Annotated in this window: 22 protein-coding genes and 3 tRNA genes; 6 read left to right on the forward strand and 19 right to left on the reverse strand. The window is 65.0% G+C overall.

Annotated features, from left to right (window positions below; all coding sequences use genetic code 11):
- Position 1: 1 nt before the first annotated feature.
- Genes nuoG through ABID41_RS13635 form a run of 8 tightly spaced genes read right to left on the reverse strand, consistent with a single transcriptional unit; the run spans position 2 to position 7214 of the window.
- Positions 2-2044, reverse strand: coding sequence for an NADH-quinone oxidoreductase subunit NuoG (gene nuoG / locus ABID41_RS13600; RefSeq protein WP_354297865.1), 2043 nt, complete (start codon positions 2042-2044; stop codon positions 2-4).
- 6 nt (positions 2045-2050) lie between these two features.
- Positions 2051-3367 carry an NADH-quinone oxidoreductase subunit NuoF gene (nuoF, locus tag ABID41_RS13605; RefSeq protein WP_331932075.1) on the reverse strand — a complete coding sequence of 439 codons (1317 nt, stop codon included), beginning with the start codon at positions 3365-3367 and terminating at the stop codon, positions 2051-2053.
- Between the two features lie 55 nt (positions 3368-3422).
- A complete protein-coding gene (gene nuoE / locus ABID41_RS13610; RefSeq protein WP_354297866.1) occupies positions 3423-4109 on the reverse strand; it encodes an NADH-quinone oxidoreductase subunit NuoE in 687 nt (228 codons plus the stop codon).
- A 7-nt stretch (positions 4110-4116) separates the two neighbouring features.
- Entirely contained in the window at positions 4117-4467 is a 351-nt protein-coding gene (locus tag ABID41_RS13615; protein ID WP_331932073.1) for a nuclear transport factor 2 family protein, read from the reverse strand.
- Complete coding sequence (locus tag ABID41_RS13620; protein ID WP_331932072.1) at positions 4464-5678, reverse strand: NADH-quinone oxidoreductase subunit D; 1215 nt, start codon at positions 5676-5678, stop codon at positions 4464-4466. Before ABID41_RS13620 ends, ABID41_RS13615 begins: the two co-directional genes overlap by 4 nt.
- Complete coding sequence (locus tag ABID41_RS13625) at positions 5678-6289, reverse strand: NADH-quinone oxidoreductase subunit C (protein WP_331932071.1); 612 nt, start codon at positions 6287-6289, stop codon at positions 5678-5680. The genes ABID41_RS13620 and ABID41_RS13625 overlap by 1 nt, the downstream gene beginning before the upstream one ends.
- A complete protein-coding gene (locus ABID41_RS13630; protein WP_331932070.1) occupies positions 6286-6867 on the reverse strand; it encodes a NuoB/complex I 20 kDa subunit family protein in 582 nt (193 codons plus the stop codon). Before ABID41_RS13630 ends, ABID41_RS13625 begins: the two co-directional genes overlap by 4 nt.
- On the reverse strand, positions 6837-7214 hold the full coding sequence (locus ABID41_RS13635; protein ID WP_331932069.1) for an NADH-quinone oxidoreductase subunit A: 378 nt from the start codon (positions 7212-7214) through the stop codon (positions 6837-6839). Before ABID41_RS13635 ends, ABID41_RS13630 begins: the two co-directional genes overlap by 31 nt.
- Between ABID41_RS13635 and ABID41_RS13640 the strand changes: the two genes are divergently transcribed.
- From ABID41_RS13640 to ABID41_RS13650, 3 genes are all read left to right on the forward strand, one after another.
- A complete protein-coding gene (locus ABID41_RS13640; RefSeq protein ID WP_354297867.1) occupies positions 7213-7569 on the forward strand; it encodes a hypothetical protein in 357 nt (118 codons plus the stop codon). The genes ABID41_RS13635 and ABID41_RS13640 overlap by 2 nt on opposite strands.
- Positions 7547-7623: transfer RNA gene (locus ABID41_RS13645), tRNA-Asp, on the forward strand. The genes ABID41_RS13640 and ABID41_RS13645 overlap by 23 nt, the downstream gene beginning before the upstream one ends.
- Before the next feature lie 29 nt (positions 7624-7652).
- Positions 7653-7729 (forward strand) — tRNA-Asp (locus tag ABID41_RS13650).
- Positions 7730-7857: 128 nt separating this feature from the next.
- Here the strand turns inward: ABID41_RS13650 and ABID41_RS13655 are convergent.
- From ABID41_RS13655 to clpX, 8 genes are all read right to left on the reverse strand, one after another.
- Entirely contained in the window at positions 7858-8427 is a 570-nt protein-coding gene (locus ABID41_RS13655; RefSeq protein WP_354297868.1) for an NADPH-dependent FMN reductase, read from the reverse strand.
- Between the two features lie 63 nt (positions 8428-8490).
- Complete coding sequence (locus ABID41_RS13660; protein WP_354297869.1) at positions 8491-10410, reverse strand: flavin-containing monooxygenase; 1920 nt, start codon at positions 10408-10410, stop codon at positions 8491-8493.
- 77 nt (positions 10411-10487) lie between these two features.
- Positions 10488-11411, reverse strand: a complete 924-nt coding sequence (locus ABID41_RS13665) for an aldo/keto reductase (RefSeq protein ID WP_331932065.1) — start codon at positions 11409-11411, stop codon at positions 10488-10490.
- 2 nt (positions 11412-11413) lie between these two features.
- Positions 11414-11650 carry a GIY-YIG nuclease family protein gene (locus ABID41_RS13670; protein ID WP_354297870.1) on the reverse strand — a complete coding sequence of 79 codons (237 nt, stop codon included), beginning with the start codon at positions 11648-11650 and terminating at the stop codon, positions 11414-11416.
- Positions 11651-11724: 74 nt separating this feature from the next.
- A tRNA-Val gene (locus ABID41_RS13675) sits at positions 11725-11801 on the reverse strand.
- 66 nt (positions 11802-11867) lie between these two features.
- The gene (locus ABID41_RS13680; protein ID WP_331932064.1) at positions 11868-12140 is read right to left on the reverse strand and encodes an HU family DNA-binding protein; all 273 of its coding nucleotides are present in this window, start codon (positions 12138-12140) and stop codon (positions 11868-11870) included.
- Between the two features lie 157 nt (positions 12141-12297).
- Positions 12298-14697 (reverse strand): endopeptidase La, encoded by a 2400-nt coding sequence (gene lon / locus ABID41_RS13685; RefSeq protein WP_331932063.1) that lies wholly within the window; start codon positions 14695-14697, stop codon positions 12298-12300.
- Between the two features lie 389 nt (positions 14698-15086).
- Positions 15087-16349 carry an ATP-dependent Clp protease ATP-binding subunit ClpX gene (gene clpX / locus ABID41_RS13690; protein ID WP_331932062.1) on the reverse strand — a complete coding sequence of 421 codons (1263 nt, stop codon included), beginning with the start codon at positions 16347-16349 and terminating at the stop codon, positions 15087-15089.
- Positions 16350-16697: 348 nt separating this feature from the next.
- On the opposite strand from clpX, the gene ABID41_RS13695 reads away from it, so the two are divergent.
- The 3 genes from ABID41_RS13695 to ABID41_RS13705 are packed head-to-tail and all read left to right on the forward strand — an operon-like array spanning position 16698 to position 18049.
- Positions 16698-17363: an HAD-IB family hydrolase gene (locus tag ABID41_RS13695; protein WP_414695987.1), complete on the forward strand. Its 666-nt coding sequence runs from the start codon at positions 16698-16700 to the stop codon at positions 17361-17363.
- Positions 17364-17366: 3 nt separating this feature from the next.
- Positions 17367-17756: a nucleoside triphosphate pyrophosphohydrolase gene (locus tag ABID41_RS13700; RefSeq protein ID WP_331932060.1), complete on the forward strand. Its 390-nt coding sequence runs from the start codon at positions 17367-17369 to the stop codon at positions 17754-17756.
- Entirely contained in the window at positions 17756-18049 is a 294-nt protein-coding gene (locus ABID41_RS13705; protein WP_331932059.1) for a hypothetical protein, read from the forward strand. Before ABID41_RS13700 ends, ABID41_RS13705 begins: the two co-directional genes overlap by 1 nt.
- Here ABID41_RS13705 and ABID41_RS13710 read toward each other — a convergent pair.
- The 3 genes from ABID41_RS13710 to tig all read right to left on the reverse strand — a co-directional run bounded on the left by ABID41_RS13710 (position 17997) and on the right by tig (position 20677).
- Positions 17997-18533, reverse strand: a complete 537-nt coding sequence (locus ABID41_RS13710) for a Rossmann-fold NAD(P)-binding domain-containing protein (protein WP_331932058.1) — start codon at positions 18531-18533, stop codon at positions 17997-17999. The two genes, ABID41_RS13705 and ABID41_RS13710, sit on opposite strands and share 53 nt — an antisense overlap.
- 7 nt (positions 18534-18540) lie before the next feature.
- Positions 18541-19155, reverse strand: a complete 615-nt coding sequence (locus tag ABID41_RS13715; RefSeq protein ID WP_331932057.1) for an ATP-dependent Clp protease proteolytic subunit — start codon at positions 19153-19155, stop codon at positions 18541-18543.
- A 163-nt stretch (positions 19156-19318) separates the two neighbouring features.
- Positions 19319-20677: a trigger factor gene (gene tig / locus ABID41_RS13720; protein ID WP_331932056.1), complete on the reverse strand. Its 1359-nt coding sequence runs from the start codon at positions 20675-20677 to the stop codon at positions 19319-19321.
- Between the last annotated feature and the right edge of the window lie 194 nt (positions 20678-20871).

Below are 20871 nucleotides of genomic sequence, written 5' to 3' on the forward strand. Positions count from 1 at the left end.
CCTACTCCGCCGCGATCTTGGCGGCGCCGGAAGCCACGGCGGCGCACTCGGCCATCGTCACGCTGGCGCGCGCGACGGCGTTGGTCAGATGGAAGATCTTCACCGCGCTCTCGAAGGGCGCGTCCGAGACCTCGCCCTTCACCCCGAGCGACCCGAAGTCCAGCGCCGCGCCCGAGGCGCCCGGCGCATAGTCGACCTGGCCGAAGGTCGGATGGTCGGCGAAGAGCTTGGCCCGAAGCTGGGCCAGCGTGTCGTAGGGCAGCGCCGAACCCAGCCGCTCCGAGAGCGCCCGGAACACCGACCAGTCCTCGCGGGCCTCGCCCTTCGGGAAGACCGCGCGATAGCCGAACTGCACGCGGCCCTCGGTGTTGACGTAGAGGCCGTCCTTCTCGGTGTAGGCCGCGCCCGGCAGGATGACGTCTGCGGCGTGAGCCCCGGCGTCGCCATGCGTGCCCAGATAGACGGTGAAGGCGCCCGAGTCCTTGGTGTCGATCTCGTCGGCGCCCAGCAGGAACAGGACGTCCAGCGCGCCCGGCTGCGCCATCTCGACGGCGCTCTTGCCGCCTTCGCCCGGGACGAAGGCCATGTCGAGGCCGCCCACCCGCGAAGCAGCGGTGTGCAGCACGTTCCAGGTCATGTTGAAGCTCTTGGCGACGGCGGCGGCGGCGGCCAGCACCGCCTGTCCATCGGCCCGCGACAACGCCCCGGCCCCGACGATGATCGCCGGCTTCTTGGCTTCCTTCAGCGCCTTGACGAAGTCGCTCTTCGACCGCGTCAGGCCCGCGAGGGTCTCTGCGCCCGCACCCAGGTAATCATACTTGTAGGTCAGGTCGGCCTGCTCGCCGATCACGCCGACGCGCAGCGCGCCGGCGCCCCAGCGCTTGCGCAAGCGGGCGTTGAACACCGGCGCCTCGAGGCGCGGGTTCGTGCCAACCAGCAGCACCACGTCGGCTTCCTCGATGCCGGCGATGGTCGAGTTCATCAGCCAGCTCTCGCGCTGACCGGCGCCCAGCACCATGCCGTCCTGGCGGCAGTCGATGTTGGGCGAACCCAGGCCCTGGAACAGGTCCTTGGCGGCCTTCATGGCCTCGGCGTCCTGCAGATCGCCGGCGATCACGCCGATGCGGTCCGGGCTCACCGCCTTCACCTTGGCGGTGATCAGTTCGAAGGCCTCGGCCCAGGTAGCCGGCTGCAGACGCCCGCCCTTGCGGACGAACGGCCGGTCAAGGCGTTGACGCGAGAGACCATCGACCGCGTAACGCGTCTTGTCGCTGATCCACTCTTCGTTGATCTCTTCGTTCAGGCGCGGCAGCACGCGCAGCACGGCCGGGCCGCGGCTGTCGACGCGAATGGCCGAACCCAGGGCGTCCATGACGTCCACGCTCTCGGTCTTCTTCAGCTCCCAGGGGCGGGCGTTGAAGGCGTAGGGCTTCGAGGTCAGCGCCCCGACCGGGCAGAGATCGATCACGTTGGCCGACAGCTCGGACGTTACCGCCTTGTCGAGATAGGTCGTGATTTCAACGTCTTCGCCGCGGGAGATAAGGCCGATCTCCGGCACGCCGGCCACTTCGGTGATGAAGCGGACGCAACGGGTGCACTGGATGCAGCGGGTCATGACCGTCTTGATCAGCGGACCCATGAACTTTTCTTCGACGGCCCGCTTGTTCTCGGCGTAGCGGCTGTCGTCCCGGCCATAGCCCATGGCCTGGTCCTGCAGGTCGCACTCGCCGCCCTGGTCGCAGATCGGGCAGTCGAGGGGGTGGTTGATGAGCAGGAACTCCATCACCCCTTCGCGGGCCTTCTTCACCATTGGCGTATTGGTGAAGATCTCCTGCCCCTCGGAGGCCGGCAGCGCGCACGAAGCCTGCGGCTTCGGCGGACCGGGCTTCACCTCGACCAGGCACATACGGCAGTTGCCGGCGATCGACAGGCGCTCGTGGTAGCAGAAGCGCGGGATCTCCTCCCCGGCCAGTTCCGCGACCTGCAGAACCGTCATGCCAGGTTCGAACTCGACCTCGACGCCGTTGACTTTAGCCTTGGGCATTCACGTTTACTCCGCCGCTTGCAGGGAGGCGCCCTGCACATGCGGCCTTCCGGCCCGGTAGTTGGTGATCCGCTCTTCGACCTCGTGGCGGAAGTGGCGGAAGAGGCCCTGGATCGGCCAGGCCGCGGCGTCGCCGAGGCCGCAGATCGTGTGGCCTTCGACCTGGCTGGCGACGTCCAGCAGCATGTCGATCTCGCGCATTTCGGCTTCGCCGGTGACCATGCGTTCCATGACCCGCCACATCCAGCCGGTGCCTTCGCGGCACGGCGTGCACTGGCCGCAGCTCTCGTGCTTGTAGAAGTACGAGAGCCGGGCGATCGCCCTCACGATGTCGGTGGATTGGTCCATCACGATCACCGCCGCGGTGCCCAGGCCCGACTTCAGGGCCGAGAGGCTGTCGAAGTCCATCAGCGCGGTCTCGGCCTCGTGGGCCGGGATCATCCGCACAGACGAACCGCCCGGGATGACCGCCTTGAGATTGCCCCAGCCGCCGCGGACGCCGCCGCAGTGGTCTTCGAGCAGTTGCTTCAGCGGGATCGACATCGCCTCTTCGACGACGCACGGCTTGTTCACGTGGCCGGAGATGGCCATCAGCTTGGTGCCGGTGTTGTTCGGCCGGCCGAAGCCCGCGAACCACTCGGCGCCACGGCGCAGGATCGTGCCGACGACCGAGATCGACTCGACATTGTTGATGGTGGTCGGGCAGCCGTAGATGCCGGCGCCGGCCGGGAACGGCGGCTTCAGGCGCGGCTGGCCCTTCTTGCCTTCCAGGCTTTCCATCAGGGCGGTTTCGTCGCCGCAGATATAGGCGCCGCCACCGTGGGTGACGTGCAGGTCGAAGTCCCAGCCGTGGACGTTGCCCTTGCCGATCAGCTTCGCCTCGTAGGCCTGCTTGATCGCCGCTTCCAGGCGCTCGCGCTCGAAGACGTACTCGCCGCGCATATAGATGTAGCAGGTGTGCGCACGGATCGCGTAGCTGGCGATCAGGCAGCCTTCGATCAGCAGGTGCGGATCATTGCGCAGGATCTCGCGGTCCTTGCAGGTGCCCGGCTCGGACTCGTCGGCGTTGACCACCAGATAGTGTGGCCGGTCGCTCTCCTGCTTGGGCATGAAGGTCCACTTCAGGCCGGTGGAGAACCCTGCCCCGCCGCGCCCGCGCAGACCCGACGCCTTGATCTGGTCGCAGAGCCACTCCGGCGTCTGCTTCAGCATTTCACGGGTGCCGTTCCAGGCGCCGCGCTGCTTCGCACCGTCCAGGCCCCAGTCGTGCAAGCCGTAGACGTTGGTGAAGATGCGGTCCTTGTCTTGGAGTATGCCGACCACGGCCCCTAAACTCCCTTACCGGCGCGGTCTTCGCGCGCGATGAAAATCATGCGGTTCACGAGGCCGGCTCCTCCTTCGCGCCCTTCGAGGGCTTGGGCGCGTTTGGAAGCGACTTGATCGGCTTGGCGCGCGAGCCGTCGTACAGCGAAGGATCGCTGAGCGTCAGCGGACCGCCGTCGGGCGCAGCGCCCTGGCGGCCGATCGCCGAACCCGGCGCGCGCGGCTTGCCGGCGGCGAACTCATCGAGGATGGCGTCGAAGCTCTCGACGGTCAGGTCCTCGTAGTAATAGTCGTCGATCGCAGCCATCGGGGCGTTGGAGCACGCCCCCATGCACTCGACTTCCTGCCAGTAGAACTTGCCGTCGGCCGACAGGTGATCCTTCGGGCCGATCCGCTTCTTGCAGTGGGCGATCAGGTCGTTCGCGCCGCGCAGGGCGCAGGGCGTCGTGCCGCACACCTGGACCAGGGCGTGGCTGCCGACCGGCTCCAGCATGAACATCGTGTAGAAGGTCGCGACTTCCAGCACCCGGATCTGCGCCATGCCGAGCAGCTCGGCGACGGTGCGGATGGCCGGCTCGGAGACCCAGCCTTCCTGCTTCTGCACCAGCCACAGGATCGGGATGACCGCCGATTGCTGACGGCCGGCCGGGAACTTGGAGATCCACCACTCCGCCTTCTCCTTCGTCTCCGGCGAGAAGGCGAAGCTGGCGGGCTGGTTCGGAGAGAGGCGGCGAACGCTCAAGCGATCCTCACTTCACGAAATCGACGCGGGCGATCTTGCCGTCCGCGATGGTGTAGATGGCGGCGACCTCGAAGGGCTCGGCGTCCGGAGAACGCTTCACCCGCTCATGGTCGATTACGCGATTGCCCACGACGATCCGGTTGACCAGTTCGGCATGATTATGCGGGAATTGGAGGAAAACCTGCCGATATTTGTCCCGATAGGCGGCAATTCCGGACATGGTCACCTCGCCGTTCAGGTCGGCCACGACGATGTCGTCGGCGAACCAGGCGCAGTGGGCGTCGAGGTCCTGGACGTTGTACGCGGCGAGTTGCGCGGCCGCCACGTCTAGGGGGCTGATGGTAGCTGCCGCGCTCACCGGTCGATCTCCCCGAACACGATGTCCAGCGAGCCGAGGATGGCCGAAACGTCAGCCAGCATGTGGCCGCGGTTGATCCAGTCCATCGCCATCAGGTGCGGATAGCCCGGCGCCCGGATCTTGCAGCGGTACGGGCGGTTCGAGCCGTCCGACACCAGGAACACCCCGAACTCGCCCTTGGGCGCTTCGACCGCGGCGTAGACCTCGCCTTCCGGCGTCCGGAAGCCCTCGGTGTAGAGCTTGAAGTGGTGGATGAGCGATTCCATGGAACGCTTCATCTCGCCACGGCGCGGCGGGGCGAACTTGTTGTCTTCGGTCAGCACCGCGCCCGGCGTTTTCTTAAGCCGGTCAGCGCATTGGATGATGATCTTCGCGCTCTGCCGCATCTCTTCCATACGGCAGAGATAGCGGTCGTAGCAGTCGCCGTTCACCCCCAGCGGGATGTCGAACTCGAAGTCGTCGTAGCACTCGTAGGGCTGCGAGCGACGCAGGTCCCAGGCGATGCCGGAACCGCGCACCATGACCCCGGAGAAGCCCCAGTTGATGGCTTCTTCCTTGCTCACCACACCGATGTCGACGTTGCGCTGCTTGAAAATCCGGTTGCCGGTGATCAGCTTGTCGATGTCGTCGATCGGGCGTTCGAAAGCCACCGCCCACTCGCGGATGTCGTCGACCAGGGCTTCCGGCAGGTCCTGGTGGACGCCGCCCGGACGGAAGTAGTTGGCGTGCAGGCGGGCGCCGCAGGCGCGCTCGTAGAACACCATCAGCTTCTCGCGCTCTTCGAAGCCCCACAGCGGCGGGGTCAGAGCGCCGACGTCCATGGCCTGGGTCGTGACGTTCAGCAGGTGGTTCAGAATCCGGCCGATCTCGGAGAACATCACGCGGATGATCTGACCACGGATCGGAACCTCGAGGCCGAGCAGCTTTTCGATGGCCAGGCAGAAGGAGTGCTCCTGGTTCATCGGCGCCACGTAGTCGAGGCGGTCGAAATACGGGACGTTCTGGAGGTAGGTCCGGTACTCCATCAGCTTTTCGGTGCCGCGGTGCAGCAGCCCGACGTGCGGATCCACCCGCTCGACGACTTCGCCGTCGAGCTCGAGCACCAGGCGCAGCACGCCGTGCGCGGCCGGGTGTTGGGGGCCGAAGTTGATGTTGAACTTGCGGACCGGGGTTTCCGGCAGGGTCACCGGCGTCGAAGCGTCGTCAGCCATCACTTCGCCTCCGCTTTCTCGTCGCCCGGCAGGACGTACTCGGCGCCCTCCCACGGGCTCATGAAGTCCCAGTTCCGGAACTCGACGGACTTCACCGGCTCGTAGACCACGCGCTTGAGCTCATCGTCGTAGCGGAGCTCGACGTAGCCGGTCATCGGGAAGTCCTTCCGCAGCGGATGGCCGTGGAAGCCGTAGTCTGTCAGGATCCGGCGCAGATCCGGGTGTCCTTCGAAGAACACGCCGTACATGTCGAAGGCTTCGCGCTCGTACCAGTCGGCGTTGGGGAAGACGCCCGTCACGGTGGGAACCGGCGTGTCCTCGTCCGTCTGCACCTTGAAGCGCAGGCGCTGGTTCTTGGTCATCGACAGCAGGTGATAGACGACGTCGAAGCGCTGCGCGCGCTCCGGATAATCGACGCCGCACAGGTCGATCAACTGATGGAAGCCGAACTGGTCGCGAAGTTGCGTCAGCGCCTCGACCACCCGGTTCGCCGGGCCGGTCAGGTTCAGTTCGCCATAGGCCACCTGATAGCCGGCGATCGCGCCGGTTCCGGAGGTGAGAATCTGGCCGCCCAGGGCGTCCAGGGTTTCTTCGGTGACGGGCCAGCTCATCGCTCGATCGTCCCCGTACGGCGAATCTTCTTCTGGAGCTGCAGCACGCCGTAGACCAGGGCCTCGGCGGTGGGCGGGCAGCCGGGCACATAGATGTCGACCGGGACGATCCGGTCACAGCCACGCACGACCGAATAGGAAAAATAGTAGTAGCCGCCGCCGTTGGCGCATGACCCCATGGAGATGACGTAGCGCGGCTCCGGCATCTGGTCGTAGACCTTGCGGAGGGCCGGAGCCATCTTGTTGCACAGCGTGCCGGCGACGATCATCACGTCCGACTGGCGCGGTGAGGCGCGCGGCGCGAAACCGTAGCGCTCCAGGTCGTAACGCGGCATCGAGGCCTGCATCATCTCGACCGCGCAGCACGCTAGGCCGAACGTCATCCACATCAACGAGCCGGTACGGGCCCAGGTGATCAGGTCGTCGGCGGCCGCGGTGATGAAGCCCTTGTCGGCCAATTCACCCGAGATTCCGTCGAAGAACGGGTCGTGGAGCTTGGGGTCGTAGCCTTCGACCGTCGTACGGCCGGCCGAACCCGCGGGAACGATCACTCCCATTCCAGGGCGCCTTTCTTCCATTCATAGACGAAGCCGACGGTCAGGACGCCCAAGAAGGTCATCATCGACCAGAAGGCGAACTGCGCCACGTCCTGGGGCAACTTCATAAGCGATACGGCCCACGGGAACAGGAACGCCACTTCCAGGTCGAAGATGATGAAGAGGATCGAGACCAGGTAGAACCTGACGTCGAACTTCATCCGCGCATCGTCGAAGGCGTTGAAGCCGCACTCGTAGGTCGACAGCTTTTCCGGATCCGGCGCTGTCGGGGCGAGCGTAGCGGAGGCCACGATGAAGGCGAGGCCTAGGACCGTCGCGATCCCCAGGAAGATCACGATAGGCAGATACTGCAGAAGAAAGGCGTTCATGGATTCCTCGGAGGAGTCGCGCGCCCTTCTAGACCAGCATTGCGCAGGGTTCAAACGGCGTGGTGGGATCATCGGTATCGCAAATGCGCGCGCCTTGTCTCCAGCCCGGATTTCGCGGCTGCCGACCACCTGCCAAGGCGGCCAGAACTCGCTTGGACTGGCCAGAGCGAACATCGCGATTGATAATTATTATTATCACAAGAGCCTTTTTCATCGCCCCGACGAAGGAACGCGCGAGACCCGACAGTTTATCCACAGCGCCGCGCAGTTGGCCGTTGACACGATTCCGGCGCCGACATATCAGACGCCCCTCGCGGCGACGCAGCCGTCACGCGGATGTAGCTCAGTTGGTTAGAGCGCCGGCCTGTCACGCCGGAGGTCGCGGGTTCGAGCCCCGTCATTCGCGCCACTTCTTCTTGCAGTCGTAGCGATTAGCGAGCGGATGTAGCTCAGTTGGTTAGAGCGCCGGCCTGTCACGCCGGAGGTCGCGGGTTCGAGCCCCGTCATTCGCGCCACTTCACCCTTACAATCGAAGCGGCCAACAAAGCCCCCAAGTCGGCGCGCTTCAACTCGTCGCATCGCGAGGCGCTGTTTGCGAATGGGAGCTGGCCGGAATTGAATCCCGACCAGCCCCTCTTTGGACTTAGCCGCCGCGCATCGTCTTCAGCGCGCCCGCCCATCGGACCAGTTCGTCCAGCATTGCGGTGGCCGAGGCGGTGTGCAGGTCATTCGGCGTGAACTGCTTTTCCGCATCCAAGTGCTGGGCGAAGTTAGGAATCATCACCTGCTCGGGCAGCGGCATGATCTTGAAGCTGGTCATCATCAGCTTCTCGGCCTGCACCGCGCGAATTCCGCCCGAGACACCGCCGTAGCTGACGAACCCGGCCACCTTGTCCCGCCACTCCTGGACCAAATAGTTCATCGCGTTCACGAGCGAGGGCGGCGGCCCGAAATTGTACTCAGGGGTCACGAAGACAAAGGCGTCGGCGCGCTCCACGCTGGCGCTCCAGGCCTTGGTGTGGGCGTGCTCGTACTTGCGCAGGCGCGGATGGTGCGGCTCGTCGAACACCGGGAGCTCGAAGGCGGCGAGATCCTCCAGGGCCACATCGAACCCGCCGTGCGCCTTGGCGAAGCCCTCGAACCATCGCCCGATGGAAATCCCGACCCGCCCAGGACGGGTGGAGCAGACGATGACGTTGAGCTTCAGGGACATGGCGACCTCGTGCGTTGACTGAGCAAGCTATAGCGCGTGGCTCGCCGGCCGCTAGCAGCCCTGTCAGCTCACCAGTTCGGCGCTGCGGCTCAGCACGAAATCGTTGGGATCGGGCGCCAGAGTCGCGCGCCAGTAGTCCACCAGGGCGAACGGCCAGTTCTGACTCACCCGCCCAGTTTCGTTCTTGTACCAACTGGTCACCTGCGGCGCGCCCCAGGCCATCAACCGGTTTCCCTCATCGATCCGGGTATTGAAGGCCTCGAAGACATCCTGGCGCGGCTCCATGGCGATCATGCCGGTCTCGGCCAGCAGCTTCAGGCACCCGATGATGTAGCGGACGCTGCATTCCGAGAAAAAGATGATCGAGCCGTTCACGACGATGTTCGTGTTGGGGCCATAGATCATGAAGAGATTGGGGAAATGCGGGATCGTCATCCCCAGATAGGCCTTGGCGTCGCCGGCCCAGGTCTCGTGCAGGTCGGCCCCGCCCCTTCCCTTGATCTTCATCGGCCACAGGAAGCGGGACGCGTGAAAGCCCGTGGCGTAGATGATGACATCGAACTCGCGCGACTTGCCGTCGGCGGTCTCGATTCCCACCTCGGTTATCTCGGCGATCGGGTCGGTCACCAGCTCGACATTGTCGCGCTGCAGGGCCGCCATCCAGACACCGTTGTCGAGCAGTGCGCGTTTGCCGCCGATCGGATAGGTGGGGATCACCTTCTCGACGAGATCCGGCCTGCCCGGGGCCTGGACCGCGATCGCCGAGGCGATCATCTGGCGAAAGCCCAGGTTCAGCTCGCTTACCGCAATCGGCGGCCCCGCCCAGTTCGGATCGGCCGTCACCATGGGCAGGAGCCCGTCAGTGACCATCCAGAACATCCAGAAGCGGTACCATTTGTCGTAAAACGGCACGTGCTCCATCAGCCAGTTCATCCCCTCCGGGACGTCCTCGTGATAGTGGGCGACCGGGAAACCCCAGGGCGGAGTGCGCTGGAACACCGTCAGGCTGGCGACCTTTCCCGCGATCTCCGGTACGAACTGATAGGCGCTGGCTCCGGTGCCGATCACAGCTACCCGCTTGCCGCTCAGGTCGACGTCGTGACGCCACTCCGCGGAGTGGAAGGTTGGGCCGGCGAAGCGCTCCCTCCCCTTGATCTCAGGATAGCGCGGGCGGTTCAGTTGCCCCACAGCAGTGACGACGGCGTTGGCCTCGACCTGCTCGGAGCCTGTGGGCGTCCTCACCCGGATATTCCAGAGCCCTCGCGTCTCGTCCCAGACCATCTCCTCGGCGACGGTGTCGAACCGGATCTTCTTCTTCAGGTCGTAGCGGTCGGCGACGCCCCGAAAATAGTCCAGCAGCACCGGCTGGGTCGAATAATGCTGGGGCCAGAAATGGTTGGGCTCGAAGCTGTAGGAATAGATGTGGTTGGAGGAGTCCACTCGGCAGCCCGGATAGCTGTTCTCCAGCCAGGTGCCGCCGACGTCGGCGTTCTTCTCGACCACCTCGTAGGAGACGCCAGCCTGTTCCAGCCGCAAAGCCGTAAGCAGACCTGACATCCCGGCCCCGACGACCAGTACGTGCAGGCGGCGGGCGGCCGCCCGCGTGCCCTCCCCCCAGTTCGGCTCTTTGCTGGAATGGCCGTCGAGCGCCAGTTCGTCGGCCAGGAACTCGCCATAGCCATCCGGAATTTCCGCCCCGGCGACGAAGCTCATCATCTGGCGGACGAGTTCCGGACCAGGCGTCTGCGCCATCGGCCGCTTGCCCGCCAGATAGTCGGTGATGGCCACCTTCGCGGCCGCGCGCATCTTGGCCTGTTCTTCGAGGGGAAGCCCGGTCTCGCCCCGCGACAGTGGCGTGTAGGTCGGCCGCCACTCGGGCCTCAGCCAAGTCGGATCGCCGGTCAGATGCACCATCGCCGCCGCCAGGGCCGGCAGATGCGCGGTTTCCAGCGCCCATCCCAGGGGTCCGAGGTCCTCAGCCATCACTCGTCTCCGCCCTAGTTGTCGTTATTTTTCGGCAGATTACGCCTCTGGCGGATCAGGAAAAGGGCGCCCTCGCGTCACCTGCCGATGCCAAACCGCTGAGCCTCCTCGATCCTGGCGCGCGTGGCGGCCGGCAGCTCCAGGCCTGAAGCTTCCAGATTCTCCGTCAGGTGCGCCATGCGGGTTGTGCCGATGACCGCGGACGAGACGTTCGGATCGGACAGCACATAGGCCAGGGCCGCCTGCGAGGCAGTCATGCCATCAAGCTGCGAGAGGAAGCCGAACCGCGCGCCCTTGCCGATATCGGCGCGATGGTTCTTCAGCGCTCGCAAGACGTACCAGACATCCCTCGGCGCCCGCAGCCTGAAGACCTGCCGGTTTGCATGTCCCATCGCGAGGGCCATTCCGGCCAGCACCCCTTTGCCTGCCGCCGCAGCCTCGGCGATCAGCGGCGCGCGTTCCGGACGGAGGACATTGTAGTCGACCATGACTACGTCGAACTCGGGCAGGCCAATGAGGTGCTCAATGACTGTGGGATCGAAACTGTTCGCACCGAGCGCCCGAATGAGGCCTCGCTGCTTCAATCGCGCCAGACGACCACGCAGTTCCTCGTCGAGTTCGGCGACCGCCGGACCGTGAAGTTGCAGCAGGGGCAAGGTATCCAGCCCCAACCGGCCCAGGCTGCGTTCGACGCTGGCTTCGATCGCCTCGGGACGGAAGTCGCGTACGATGCGGCGCCCATCGTGATAGGTGCCGGCCTTGGTCGCCACGACCACCCGGCCAAGGTCTCTCCCCCGCAAGGCCCGCCCGAGCCGCGGCTCGGCCTCCCCGCCAGAATAGGCCGCGCCGGTGTCGAAGAAGGTCACGCCGCCGTCCAACGCCGCATGCACCAGGCGGACCGCCTCGCGCTCGTCGAACCGCGCCTGTCCCCACCAGGACGCACAGCCGAAACCGATTTCGGAAACCGTCATGCCGGTCCGGCCGAGGGGACGGTAGAGCATGGTCACAGTCGCTTCCTGGTGAAGGCGCGCCCTGACGCGGCCTTCAAACACCGCTCAAATATGGCGCGGCCCCGATCATTGGACCCGAAGTAGGTTCTCACTCGCCAGGAACCGTACTTCGATGCGTGTGCGACGTGACCCGCATCGTGCTTACGAACGCGCGCGCGCAGATCGCCCGTCAGGCCGACATAGCCCCGCGCCGGGTCCTCGATGCTCTGCAAGATATTGACGTGCTTCATACGTTGCCCCGGCCAGCCTCGTCGCGGGCGCCCAATCCGCTTGCCAAGCTGTAGCGCGCGTAATGGGTGATGGCTGGTGGGCGGCGAGGGGTTCGAACCCCCGACCCCCTGGGTGTAAACCAGGTGCTCTGACCAACTGAGCTAGCCGCCCCATAAATAGGCAAAAGGGCGACCTCCGCTTCCGGAGGCCGCCCCCAACAAACTGATACGGAGCTGCTTAGTTCAGCGAACTCTTGAGCCCCTCGCCCACCCGAAAGCGTGCGGTCTTCGAGGCGGGGCGGTTGACCGTCTCGCCGGTCCGCGGATTGCGGGCCGTGCCCGCCGCGCGCGTAACAGGAACAAAGCTACCGAAACCGACGAGCCGCACTTCCTGTCCCGCCTTGAGCGACGCCGTCACACTGTCGATGAACGCTTCCAGAGCGTCCTTCGCCTGCGCCTTGTTCAGGCCCGCCTGGTCGGCGATCGCCGTGACGAGTTCGGCCTTGGTCATTCTGTCTCTCCCAGCCCGTTGTCCCAAACCGCGGCCCTCTCGCGGATGCGCGAGGCTGCTTCGCGTTGCGCGATTATGGGCGCCGTTTTTCGCCCGTCAAACAAAGGCGGCGCGGGAAAGCCCCGCGCCGCCAGAATTTGCGTCACTTTTCCACTGATTAGTGGGTGATGACGGCCTCGTCGGCGCCATCTTCGGCCGGAACCGAGACGGGCGGCTGCTCCGCCGGGTTCCATTCGATCGGCGTCAGCGGCTCGGTCAGGGCCCGCGCAAGCACCTCGTCAACGTTGGAGACCGGCACGATCTCAAGCGCCGACTTCACGTTGTCCGGGATGTCCGCCAGGTCCTTCACGTTCTCCTGCGGGATCAGCACCGTCTTCACGCCCGAGCGGAGCGCTGCAAGCAGCTTCTCCTTCAGGCCGCCGATGGCTGTGACCCGACCCCGCAGCGTGACTTCGCCGGTCATGGCGAGGTCCTTGCGGATCGGGATCCCGGTCAGGACCGAGACAATCGCCGTGGCCATGGCCGCACCTGCGGACGGCCCGTCCTTGGGCGTGGCGCCGTCCGGCACGTGGATGTGCACGTCGGTCTTCTCGAAGATCGGCGGCTCGATCCCGAACCGGGTGGCCCGGCTACGGACGTACGAGTTCGCCGCGGCGATGGACTCCTTCATCACGTCCTTCAGGTTGCCCGTGATGGACATGCGGCCCTTACCCGGCATCTTGACCGCCTCGATGGTCAGGATGTCGCCACCGAACTCGGTGTAGGCGAGGCCCGTGATGATGCCGACCTGGTCCTCGGTGTCCGTCTCGCCGTAGCGATACTTCTGGACGCCCGCATACTTGGCCAGCCGCTCGTCATCGACCGTGATCGAGGCCACTTGCTCGCGGCCCAGGTCACGCACCGTCTTCCGCGCCAGGGCGCCCAGTTCCCGCTCCAGAGAGCGGACGCCGGCTTCCCGGGTGTAGTAGCGGATCAGGTCACGGATGGTCGCGTCCGGAACGATGAACTCTTCCGGCTTCAGGCCATGGTCCTTGGTCAGCTTCGGCAGGATATGCCGCTTGGCGATCTCGACCTTCTCATCCTCGGTGTAGCCAGGGATCCGAATGATCTCCATCCGGTCCAGCAGCGGCTGAGGCATGTTCAGGCTGTTGGCGGTGGTGACGAACATCACCGGCGACAGGTCGTAATCGACTTCCAGATAGTGGTCGCCGAAGGTCGAGTTCTGCGCCGGGTCCAGCACTTCGAGCAGGGCCGAGGCCGGGTCGCCCCGGTAGTCCGAGCCCATCTTGTCGATCTCATCCAGCAGGAAGAAGGCGTTGTTCGACTTGGCCTTCTTCATCGACTGAATGATCTTGCCCGGCATGGAGCCGATGTAGGTCCGGCGGTGACCGCGGATTTCGGCCTCGTCGCGCACGCCGCCCAGGGAGACGCGCACGAACTCGCGTCCGGTCGCCTCGGCGATCGACTTGCCCAACGAAGTCTTACCCACGCCGGGAGGACCGACAAGGCAGAGGATCGGGCCCTTCAGCGAACCGACCCGGGCCTGCACGGCCAGGTACTCCAAGATGCGCTCCTTGACCTTCTCCAGGCCGAAGTGGTCACGGTTCAGGATTTCCTCGGCCTTGACCAAGTCGATGGGCTTGGTCTTGGCCTTGCCCCACGGGATCGACAGCAGCCAGTCGAGATAGTTCCGAACGACGGTGGATTCCGCCGACATCGGGCTCATGTTGCGCAGCTTCTTCAGCTCACCCTCGGCCTTGGCCCGGGCTTCCTTCGAAAGCTTGGTCTTCTTGATGCGCTTCTCGAGCTCGATCAGTTCGTCGCGCTGATCGTCCTGCTCGCCCAGCTCGCGCTGGATCGCCTTCATCTGTTCGTTCAGATAGTACTCGCGCTGCGTCTTCTCCATCTGGCGCTTCACGCGGTTACGGATCTTCTTCTCCGTCTGCATGACGCTGATCTCGCCCTCCATGAGGGCGTAGACCTTCTCCAGGCGCTTCACGACGTTGAAGATCTCCAGCAGGCTCTGCTTCTCGGCGATCTTCACCGACAGGTGGCTGGCGATACGGTCAGCCAGTTCGCCTGGCGCATCGACCTGCGGCATCGAAGCCAGCGCCTCGGGCGGCACCTTCTTGTTCAGTTTTACGTAGTTCTCGAACTGCTCGACGACCGCGCGCGAAAGCGCCTCGGCCTCGGGTGAAGCTCCGCCGTCTTCCGAGATCGGGGCGATCTCGGCCTCATAGAACTCCTCTTGCGCCGTGAAGCGCGAGATGCCGGCCCGCGTCTTGCCCTCGACCAGCACCTTCACGGTGCCGTCGGGAAGCTTCAGCAGTTGCAGAACCGTCGCCACGACCCCGACGTCATAGATGGCCTCGGGCGACGGATCGTCGTCGTCCTTGTCCTTTTGGGTCGCGAGCAGGATCTGCTTGCCTTCACCCCGCATCGCCTCTTCGAGCGCGCGTACGGATTTCTCCCGGCCCACGAAGAGCGGCACCGGTTGATGCGGGAACACCACGATGTCCCGCAGCGGTAGAATGGGAAGGGTTTTAATCTCGGACATGATGCGTTCTTACTCCTGCCGGCCCGTTGCGAGTTCAGGCTCGGCCCCCGGACCGCGGTCACATCAGACGATGCGTCTGAGTCGGACGGCCCGTCCCGCCTTTGCAGGCGGCGCTTCGGTTCATTTATGTGGACGCTTCGCACCGGCATTCAAGCGCAGCAGCAAACTGCGCGACGTTCTGTCTAGGAAAAGGCGCGTTCGATATTCAAGCGGCGCCTTCCGATGAGCAGCCAGCTCTAGGGTTTTTCAACATTTCGTCCAGGGCGCCCAGGCCGAAATGTTACGTTTTGTGTTCCCTGCCCCAGATCGGTCTTGACCATGAACAGCCACGCAAAAGGCCCCGCGGGTTCATCCGCGGGGCCTTTGTCGTTATCTGCCGGACCGCGTGCCTAGGCGGCGCCGCCCTTATCGCGACGCTCGGCGTAGATGACCAGCGGCTGGGCGCGGCCTTCAACCACCTCGGCGTTCACCACCACCTCTTCGACACCGTCGTAGGTCGGCAACTCGTACATGGTGTCGAGCAGGATACCTTCCAGGATCGAGCGGAGACCGCGTGCGCCGGTCTTGCGCTGGATCGCCTTGCGGGCGACTGCCAGCAGGGCGTCGTCGGTGAAGGTCAGGCCGACGTTCTCCATGTCGAACAGGCGCTGGTACTGCTTGACGAAGGCGTTCTTCGGCTCGGTCAGGATCTTGACCAGCGCGACCTCGTCCAGATCGTCCAGGGTCGCAATCACCGGCAGACGGCCGATGAATTCCGGGATCAGGCCGAAGCGCAGCAGATCGTCCGGCTCCACCTGCCGGAAGATCTCGCCGGTGCGGCGCTCGTCGGGGTCGGACACCTTGGCGCCGAAGCCGATCGATGTGCCCTGCCCGCGCGCCGAGATGATCTTTTCAAGCCCTGCAAAGGCGCCGCCGCAGATGAACAGGATGTTCGTCGTGTCGACCTGCAGGAACTCCTGCTGCGGGTGCTTGCGGCCGCCCTGGGGCGGGACCGAAGCCACCGTGCCTTCCATTATCTTCAGCAGCGCCTGCTGGACGCCCTCCCCCGACACGTCGCGGGTGATGGAGGGATTGTCGGACTTGCGGCTGATCTTGTCGACTTCGTCGATATAGACGATGCCGCGCTGCGCACGCTCGACATTGTAGTCGGCCGCCTGCAGCAGCTTGAGGATGATGTTCTCGACGTCCTCGCCGACATAGCCGGCCTCGGTCAGGGTCGTGGCGTCGGCCACGGTGAACGGCACGTCGATGATTCGGGCCAGGGTCTGCGCCAGCAGGGTCTTGCCGGTGCCGGTCGGACCGATCAGCAGGATGTTGGCCTTGCCGAGCTCGACGTCGTTGTTCTTCGTCGCGTGGTTCAGGCGCTTGTAGTGATTGTGGACGGCGACCGAGAGCACCTTCTTGGCGTGGTCCTGCCCGATCACGTAATCGTCGAGAACCTCACGAATCTCCTTCGGAGTCGGGACCCCGTCCTTCGACTTCACGAAGGAAATCTTGTGCTCTTCCCGGATGATATCCATGCACAGCTCGACGCATTCATCACAGATGAACACGGTCGGACCCGCGATGAGCTTGCGGACCTCATGCTGGCTCTTGCCGCAGAAAGAGCAATACAGCGTGCTCTTGGAGTCCCCGCTTGCGGCCTTGGTCATGGTCGTTTTCTCACTCTCTCGACGACGCCGACGGAAAGTCTTCGCCTTCGCTGTCCCCTGGGGCCTGGCCCCTGACATCATGTGTGCAGGATACGTGCCTGGGGTTCTCTAATCCTTGACATTCCCCGATCCGAGCCGCGATCACAAGCCTTCGACATGCGTCCGTGACATTTGGCTGTGGGGCGTCCGATAGCGGGCATGTCCGAATCTCTAGATGGGATTGTGTCGAACTGGCGCAAGAGAGCCGGCGCGCAAGGCCGAACAAGGTCTCGCGAAGCCCAAATTTCACGAGCCTTGGTATCGGCGCCTGAGTTGACATGTCGCAGTACGCGACGTGTTGGGGGATAGATGGCTAAACGACAACTACGGCGCATAGGAGGCGCCTCGTTGGAATCTCAGGACGAGCGCATCGAAGACTCGGGCGTCGTCGCGTTCGACTTCGACGGAACCTTGACCATACGCGACAGCTACACGGCGTTCCTGCGCTGGCGGGCGGGCGCGGTGCGCTATCACCTCGGCCTTATCAGGCTGGCGCCGGCCGCGATCGCCTATCTGGGCCATCGCAACCGGGGCCGGATCAAGGCGGCCGCCACGCGCGAGTTTCTGCGCGGCGTCCCGCGCGAGCGGCTGGAGGCCGACGCTCAAACCTTCGCGACGCTCATGGCCCCTCGCCTCCTTCGCCCCGACGCCCTGCGCATCTGGCGCCGATGGGGCCAGCGGCGCGCCAAGCTGGTGATCGTGACCGCCTCGCCACAGCTCATCGTCGCGCCGTTCGCCCGCGGGTTGGGCGCCGACATGATCCTCGGCACCGAACTGGTCTTCGACGAGCAGGGCCGAGCGACCGGAGCCTTCGCCAGCGCCAACTGCCGCGGCGCCGAGAAAGTCCTTCGCCTGCAGGAGGTCTTCGGCGCCGACATCCGCCTGCGCGCGGCCTATGGCGACACCAGCGGCGATCGTGAGATGCTCGCCATCGCCGAAGAGCCCGGCTATCGAGTCTTCGTGGAGAAGCCCTGACCGATGCGCTTCCGGGTTCAGAAACTGATCCGCGACGGGCTGCCGCAGATGATGCGCGACCAGGGCTTGGCGGTCTTCGAGCGCCAGCTCGACCACGACGAGTTTGTTTCAGCCCTCAAGAACAAGCTGGCCGAAGAAGCCGGCGAAGTTCGCGACGCCGCCTCTCCCGCCGAGCTGGCGGCCGAACTCGCCGACGTCATGGAGGTTATCGCCGCCCTGGCGCAGGCCAGCGGCTTGACGATGGAGGAGATCGAAACCCAGCGCCTCGCCAAGCGCGCCGCCCGGGGCGGCTTCGACCAGCGCATCTTCAACGCCGCCGTCGAGGCCGTCGATGGCCTGCCGGCGGCCGATTATTACCTGGCCCGTCCGGCGCAGTATCCGCGAGAGGACTGATGCGCCACGCCGGCCAGGAGAGCCTCGACCTGCTCGAGCCGCTGCTGGCCCAGATCCGCACCCTTCCTGGTCTCGCCGAAAAGAAGCGCGGCGTCTTCTACCTGCGCGCCAAGGCCTTCCTGCACTTCCACGAGGACCCGAAAGGCCTCTTCGCCGACCTGCGCGATGAGGCCGGCCTCGATTTCGATCGCTTCGAGGTGAACGACGAGGCAGGCCGCGCCCACCTGCTGGCGCAAGCGATCAGGCGCTTCGAGGCCGTGCCCGCCAACGGTCGACCTCCCCGATCACGCTGAACGTCCGATCGGCCGAGATCGCGCCGAGCACGCCCAAGGCGATCTCTTCATGGCGCAGCCACCGCGCGCCGCCATCTTCGACCCGAAAGCCCAGCACCACCTGCCGCAGTCGGCAGCCTTCCAGGCCCTCAGCCACCGCCGCGGCCGTCTTCAGCCGGTCGGGCTGCTGCGGATCGGCCACGCCGCTGCCCAGCACCTGGAACATCCGCCCGTCAACGGCCTGAGCCAGCAGCCGGGGCGCGGCGATCTTCAGCGTTCGGAACCAGGCGATAGCCAAGTCGGGCCTGCCCCATCGCCCTATGGCGAGGTCGAGGGCTGCGGCGAACCGCACCTCGTCGTGATAGTCACAGTCGTAGCCGTCCTCGCCCCACGCCGCCGAAGCTCGCCGGGACAAATGCGAAAGGCGCCCGCCATCCCTGGCGAGCGCCCTTGCAACTTCGGAAAGCATGCCCGAGCCGCCCACGATCAGGACGTGGCGCGGCATCGTCAGATCAGTCTTCGGCGCGGCGTTCGATCACGTGGTCGACCAGACCCCACTCCTTGGCCTCTTCCGGGGTCATGAAGGTGTCGCGGTCGAGCTTCTCCTCGACCTCGTCGTACGAACGGCCGGTGTGCTTGGCGTAGATCTCGTTCAGCCGGCGCTTGGTCTTGATGATATCCTCGGCGTGGCGCTCGATGTCCGAGGCCTTGCCCGAGTAACCGCCCGAGGGCTGGTGCACCATGATGCGGCTGTTCGGCAGTGCGATACGCTGGCCTTTCTCGCCAGCCATCAGCAGGAACGAGCCCATCGAGGCCGCCATGCCCATGCAGAGCGTCACGACCGGCGAGCGGATGTACTGCATGGTGTCGTAGATCGCGAGACCGGACGTCACCACCCCGCCGGGGGAGTTGATGTACATCTGGATCTCTTTCTTCGGGTTTTCGGCCTCGAGATAGAGGAGCTGGGCGCAGATCAGCGCCGACATGCCGTCCTCGACCGGACCGTTCAGGAAGATCACCCGCTCCTTGAGCAGGCGCGAGAAGATATCGAAGGCGCGTTCGCCGCGGCTGGTCTGCTCCACCACCATGGGCACCAGGTTCAGCGCGGTGATCTGCGGGTCACGCATAAAGGGAAGCCTCTCTTATGGATCGACTCTGCGCGCAGAGCCGCGTTCCCCTCCGATATCGCGTGACGGAGGGGCAAGCGCAAGGTGACCGATCGGCCCTAAAGAAAATCCCTCCCCCGATGGGGAGGGATTTCCGTAGATCCGAAACCCGATCGGCCGGCGCTTAGTCGGCGTAGCCTTCCGGCATGTCGTCTTCCTTGAGGAGCTCGTCCTTGGAGACCTTCTCGTCCTTCACCTCGGCCTTGCCGATGATCAGGTCGACGACCTTGTCCTCGAAGATCGGCGCGCGGAGCTGGGCCTGCATGTTCGCGTTCTGGCGGAACATGTCGAAGATCTGCTGGGCTTGCGGGCCATAGCGCATGGCTTCGTTGCGCATGGCGTCGACCAGTTCCTGCTCGGTCACCTGCACGTTGTTCACGCGGCCGATCTCGGCCAGCACCAGACCCAGGCGCACGCGGCGCTCGGCGATCTTGCGGTACTCGGTCTGCAGTTGGTCGTCCGACTTCTCGGTGTCTTCGGGCGGCAGCGAGCCGCGTTCCTTGTCGGCCTGGACCTGTTGCCAGATCGCGGCGAACTCGGCTTCCACCATCTTCGGCGGCAGCGGGAAGTCGTGCTTCTCGTCCAGCACGTCCAGCAGGGCGCGCTTCAGCTTGAAGCGCGAGGCGCCGGCGTATTGCGCTTCGAGGTTGGACTTCAACAGTTCCTTGAGCTTCTCCAGGCTCTCGATGCCCAGGCGCTCGGCCATGGCGTCATCAGCCTTGGATTCCACCGGGGCGCGGACTTCCTTCACTGTGGTGGTGAACTCGGCGTCCTTGCCGGCCAGCTGAGTGGCTTGGTAATCGGCCGGGAAGGCGACCTTCACGATGACTTCGTCGCCCGGCTTGGCGCCGACCAGCTGCTCTTCGAAGCCCGGGATGAACTGACCCGAGCCGAGCGTCAGCTCGGTGTCGGTGGCCGAACCGCCGTCGAAGGCTTCGCCGTCGATACGGCCGACGAAATCGATCAGAACCTGATCGCCGTCCTTGGCCTTCAGCGACTTGCCGGTGCGCGGCTCGTAGGTCCGGTTCTGCTTGGCCAGTTCCTCGACCGCTTCGTTCACCTCGTCTTCGGTCGGCTCGTAGACCGGACGGGTCAGCGAAATCTTCGACAGGTCGGCCGGTTCGAAGTCCGGCATCAGCTCGACGGCCATTTCATAGGCCAGGTCGGCCTTGCCCTCGATCACCTGGGCGATGTCGCCTTCCGGCTTCAGGTCCGGTTCGCCAGCGGGACGCAGGTTGTTGTCTTCCAGGACCTTTTGGGCGGTTTCGGAGATGGCTTGCTCGACGACTTCGGCCATCAGGGCCTTGCCGTGCAGACGACGAACGTGGGCGGCCGGCACCTTGCCGGGACGGAATCCCTTGATGTTGAGCTGCGGCGTGATCTCGGTGATCCGCGCCTCGAGCCGCTCGTTCAGGTCCGCGACCGGGACGGTCACGCCATAGACGCGGCTCAGGCCTTCGCCAGACTTTTCAACGATCTGCATCGACATTCTTGAATTCCGGAGTGCGGCGCAGGCTCGCGCCGGCAGATCCGCCCTAGGGGTGAAAAGGTATGCGCCGCCGGACGAGCGGCGGCGAGCGGGCGCTCTTATGTCATTTCGTACGCGTCTGTCCAAGCGCAAAGACGGTGCTCTGGCCGCGCCACAAGGTACGGCTGGCGGCGCCGACACCGAAACGT

Origin of the sequence: Phenylobacterium koreense (assembly GCF_040545335.1) — a bacterium.
Lineage (GTDB): Bacteria > Pseudomonadota > Alphaproteobacteria > Caulobacterales > Caulobacteraceae > Phenylobacterium > Phenylobacterium koreense.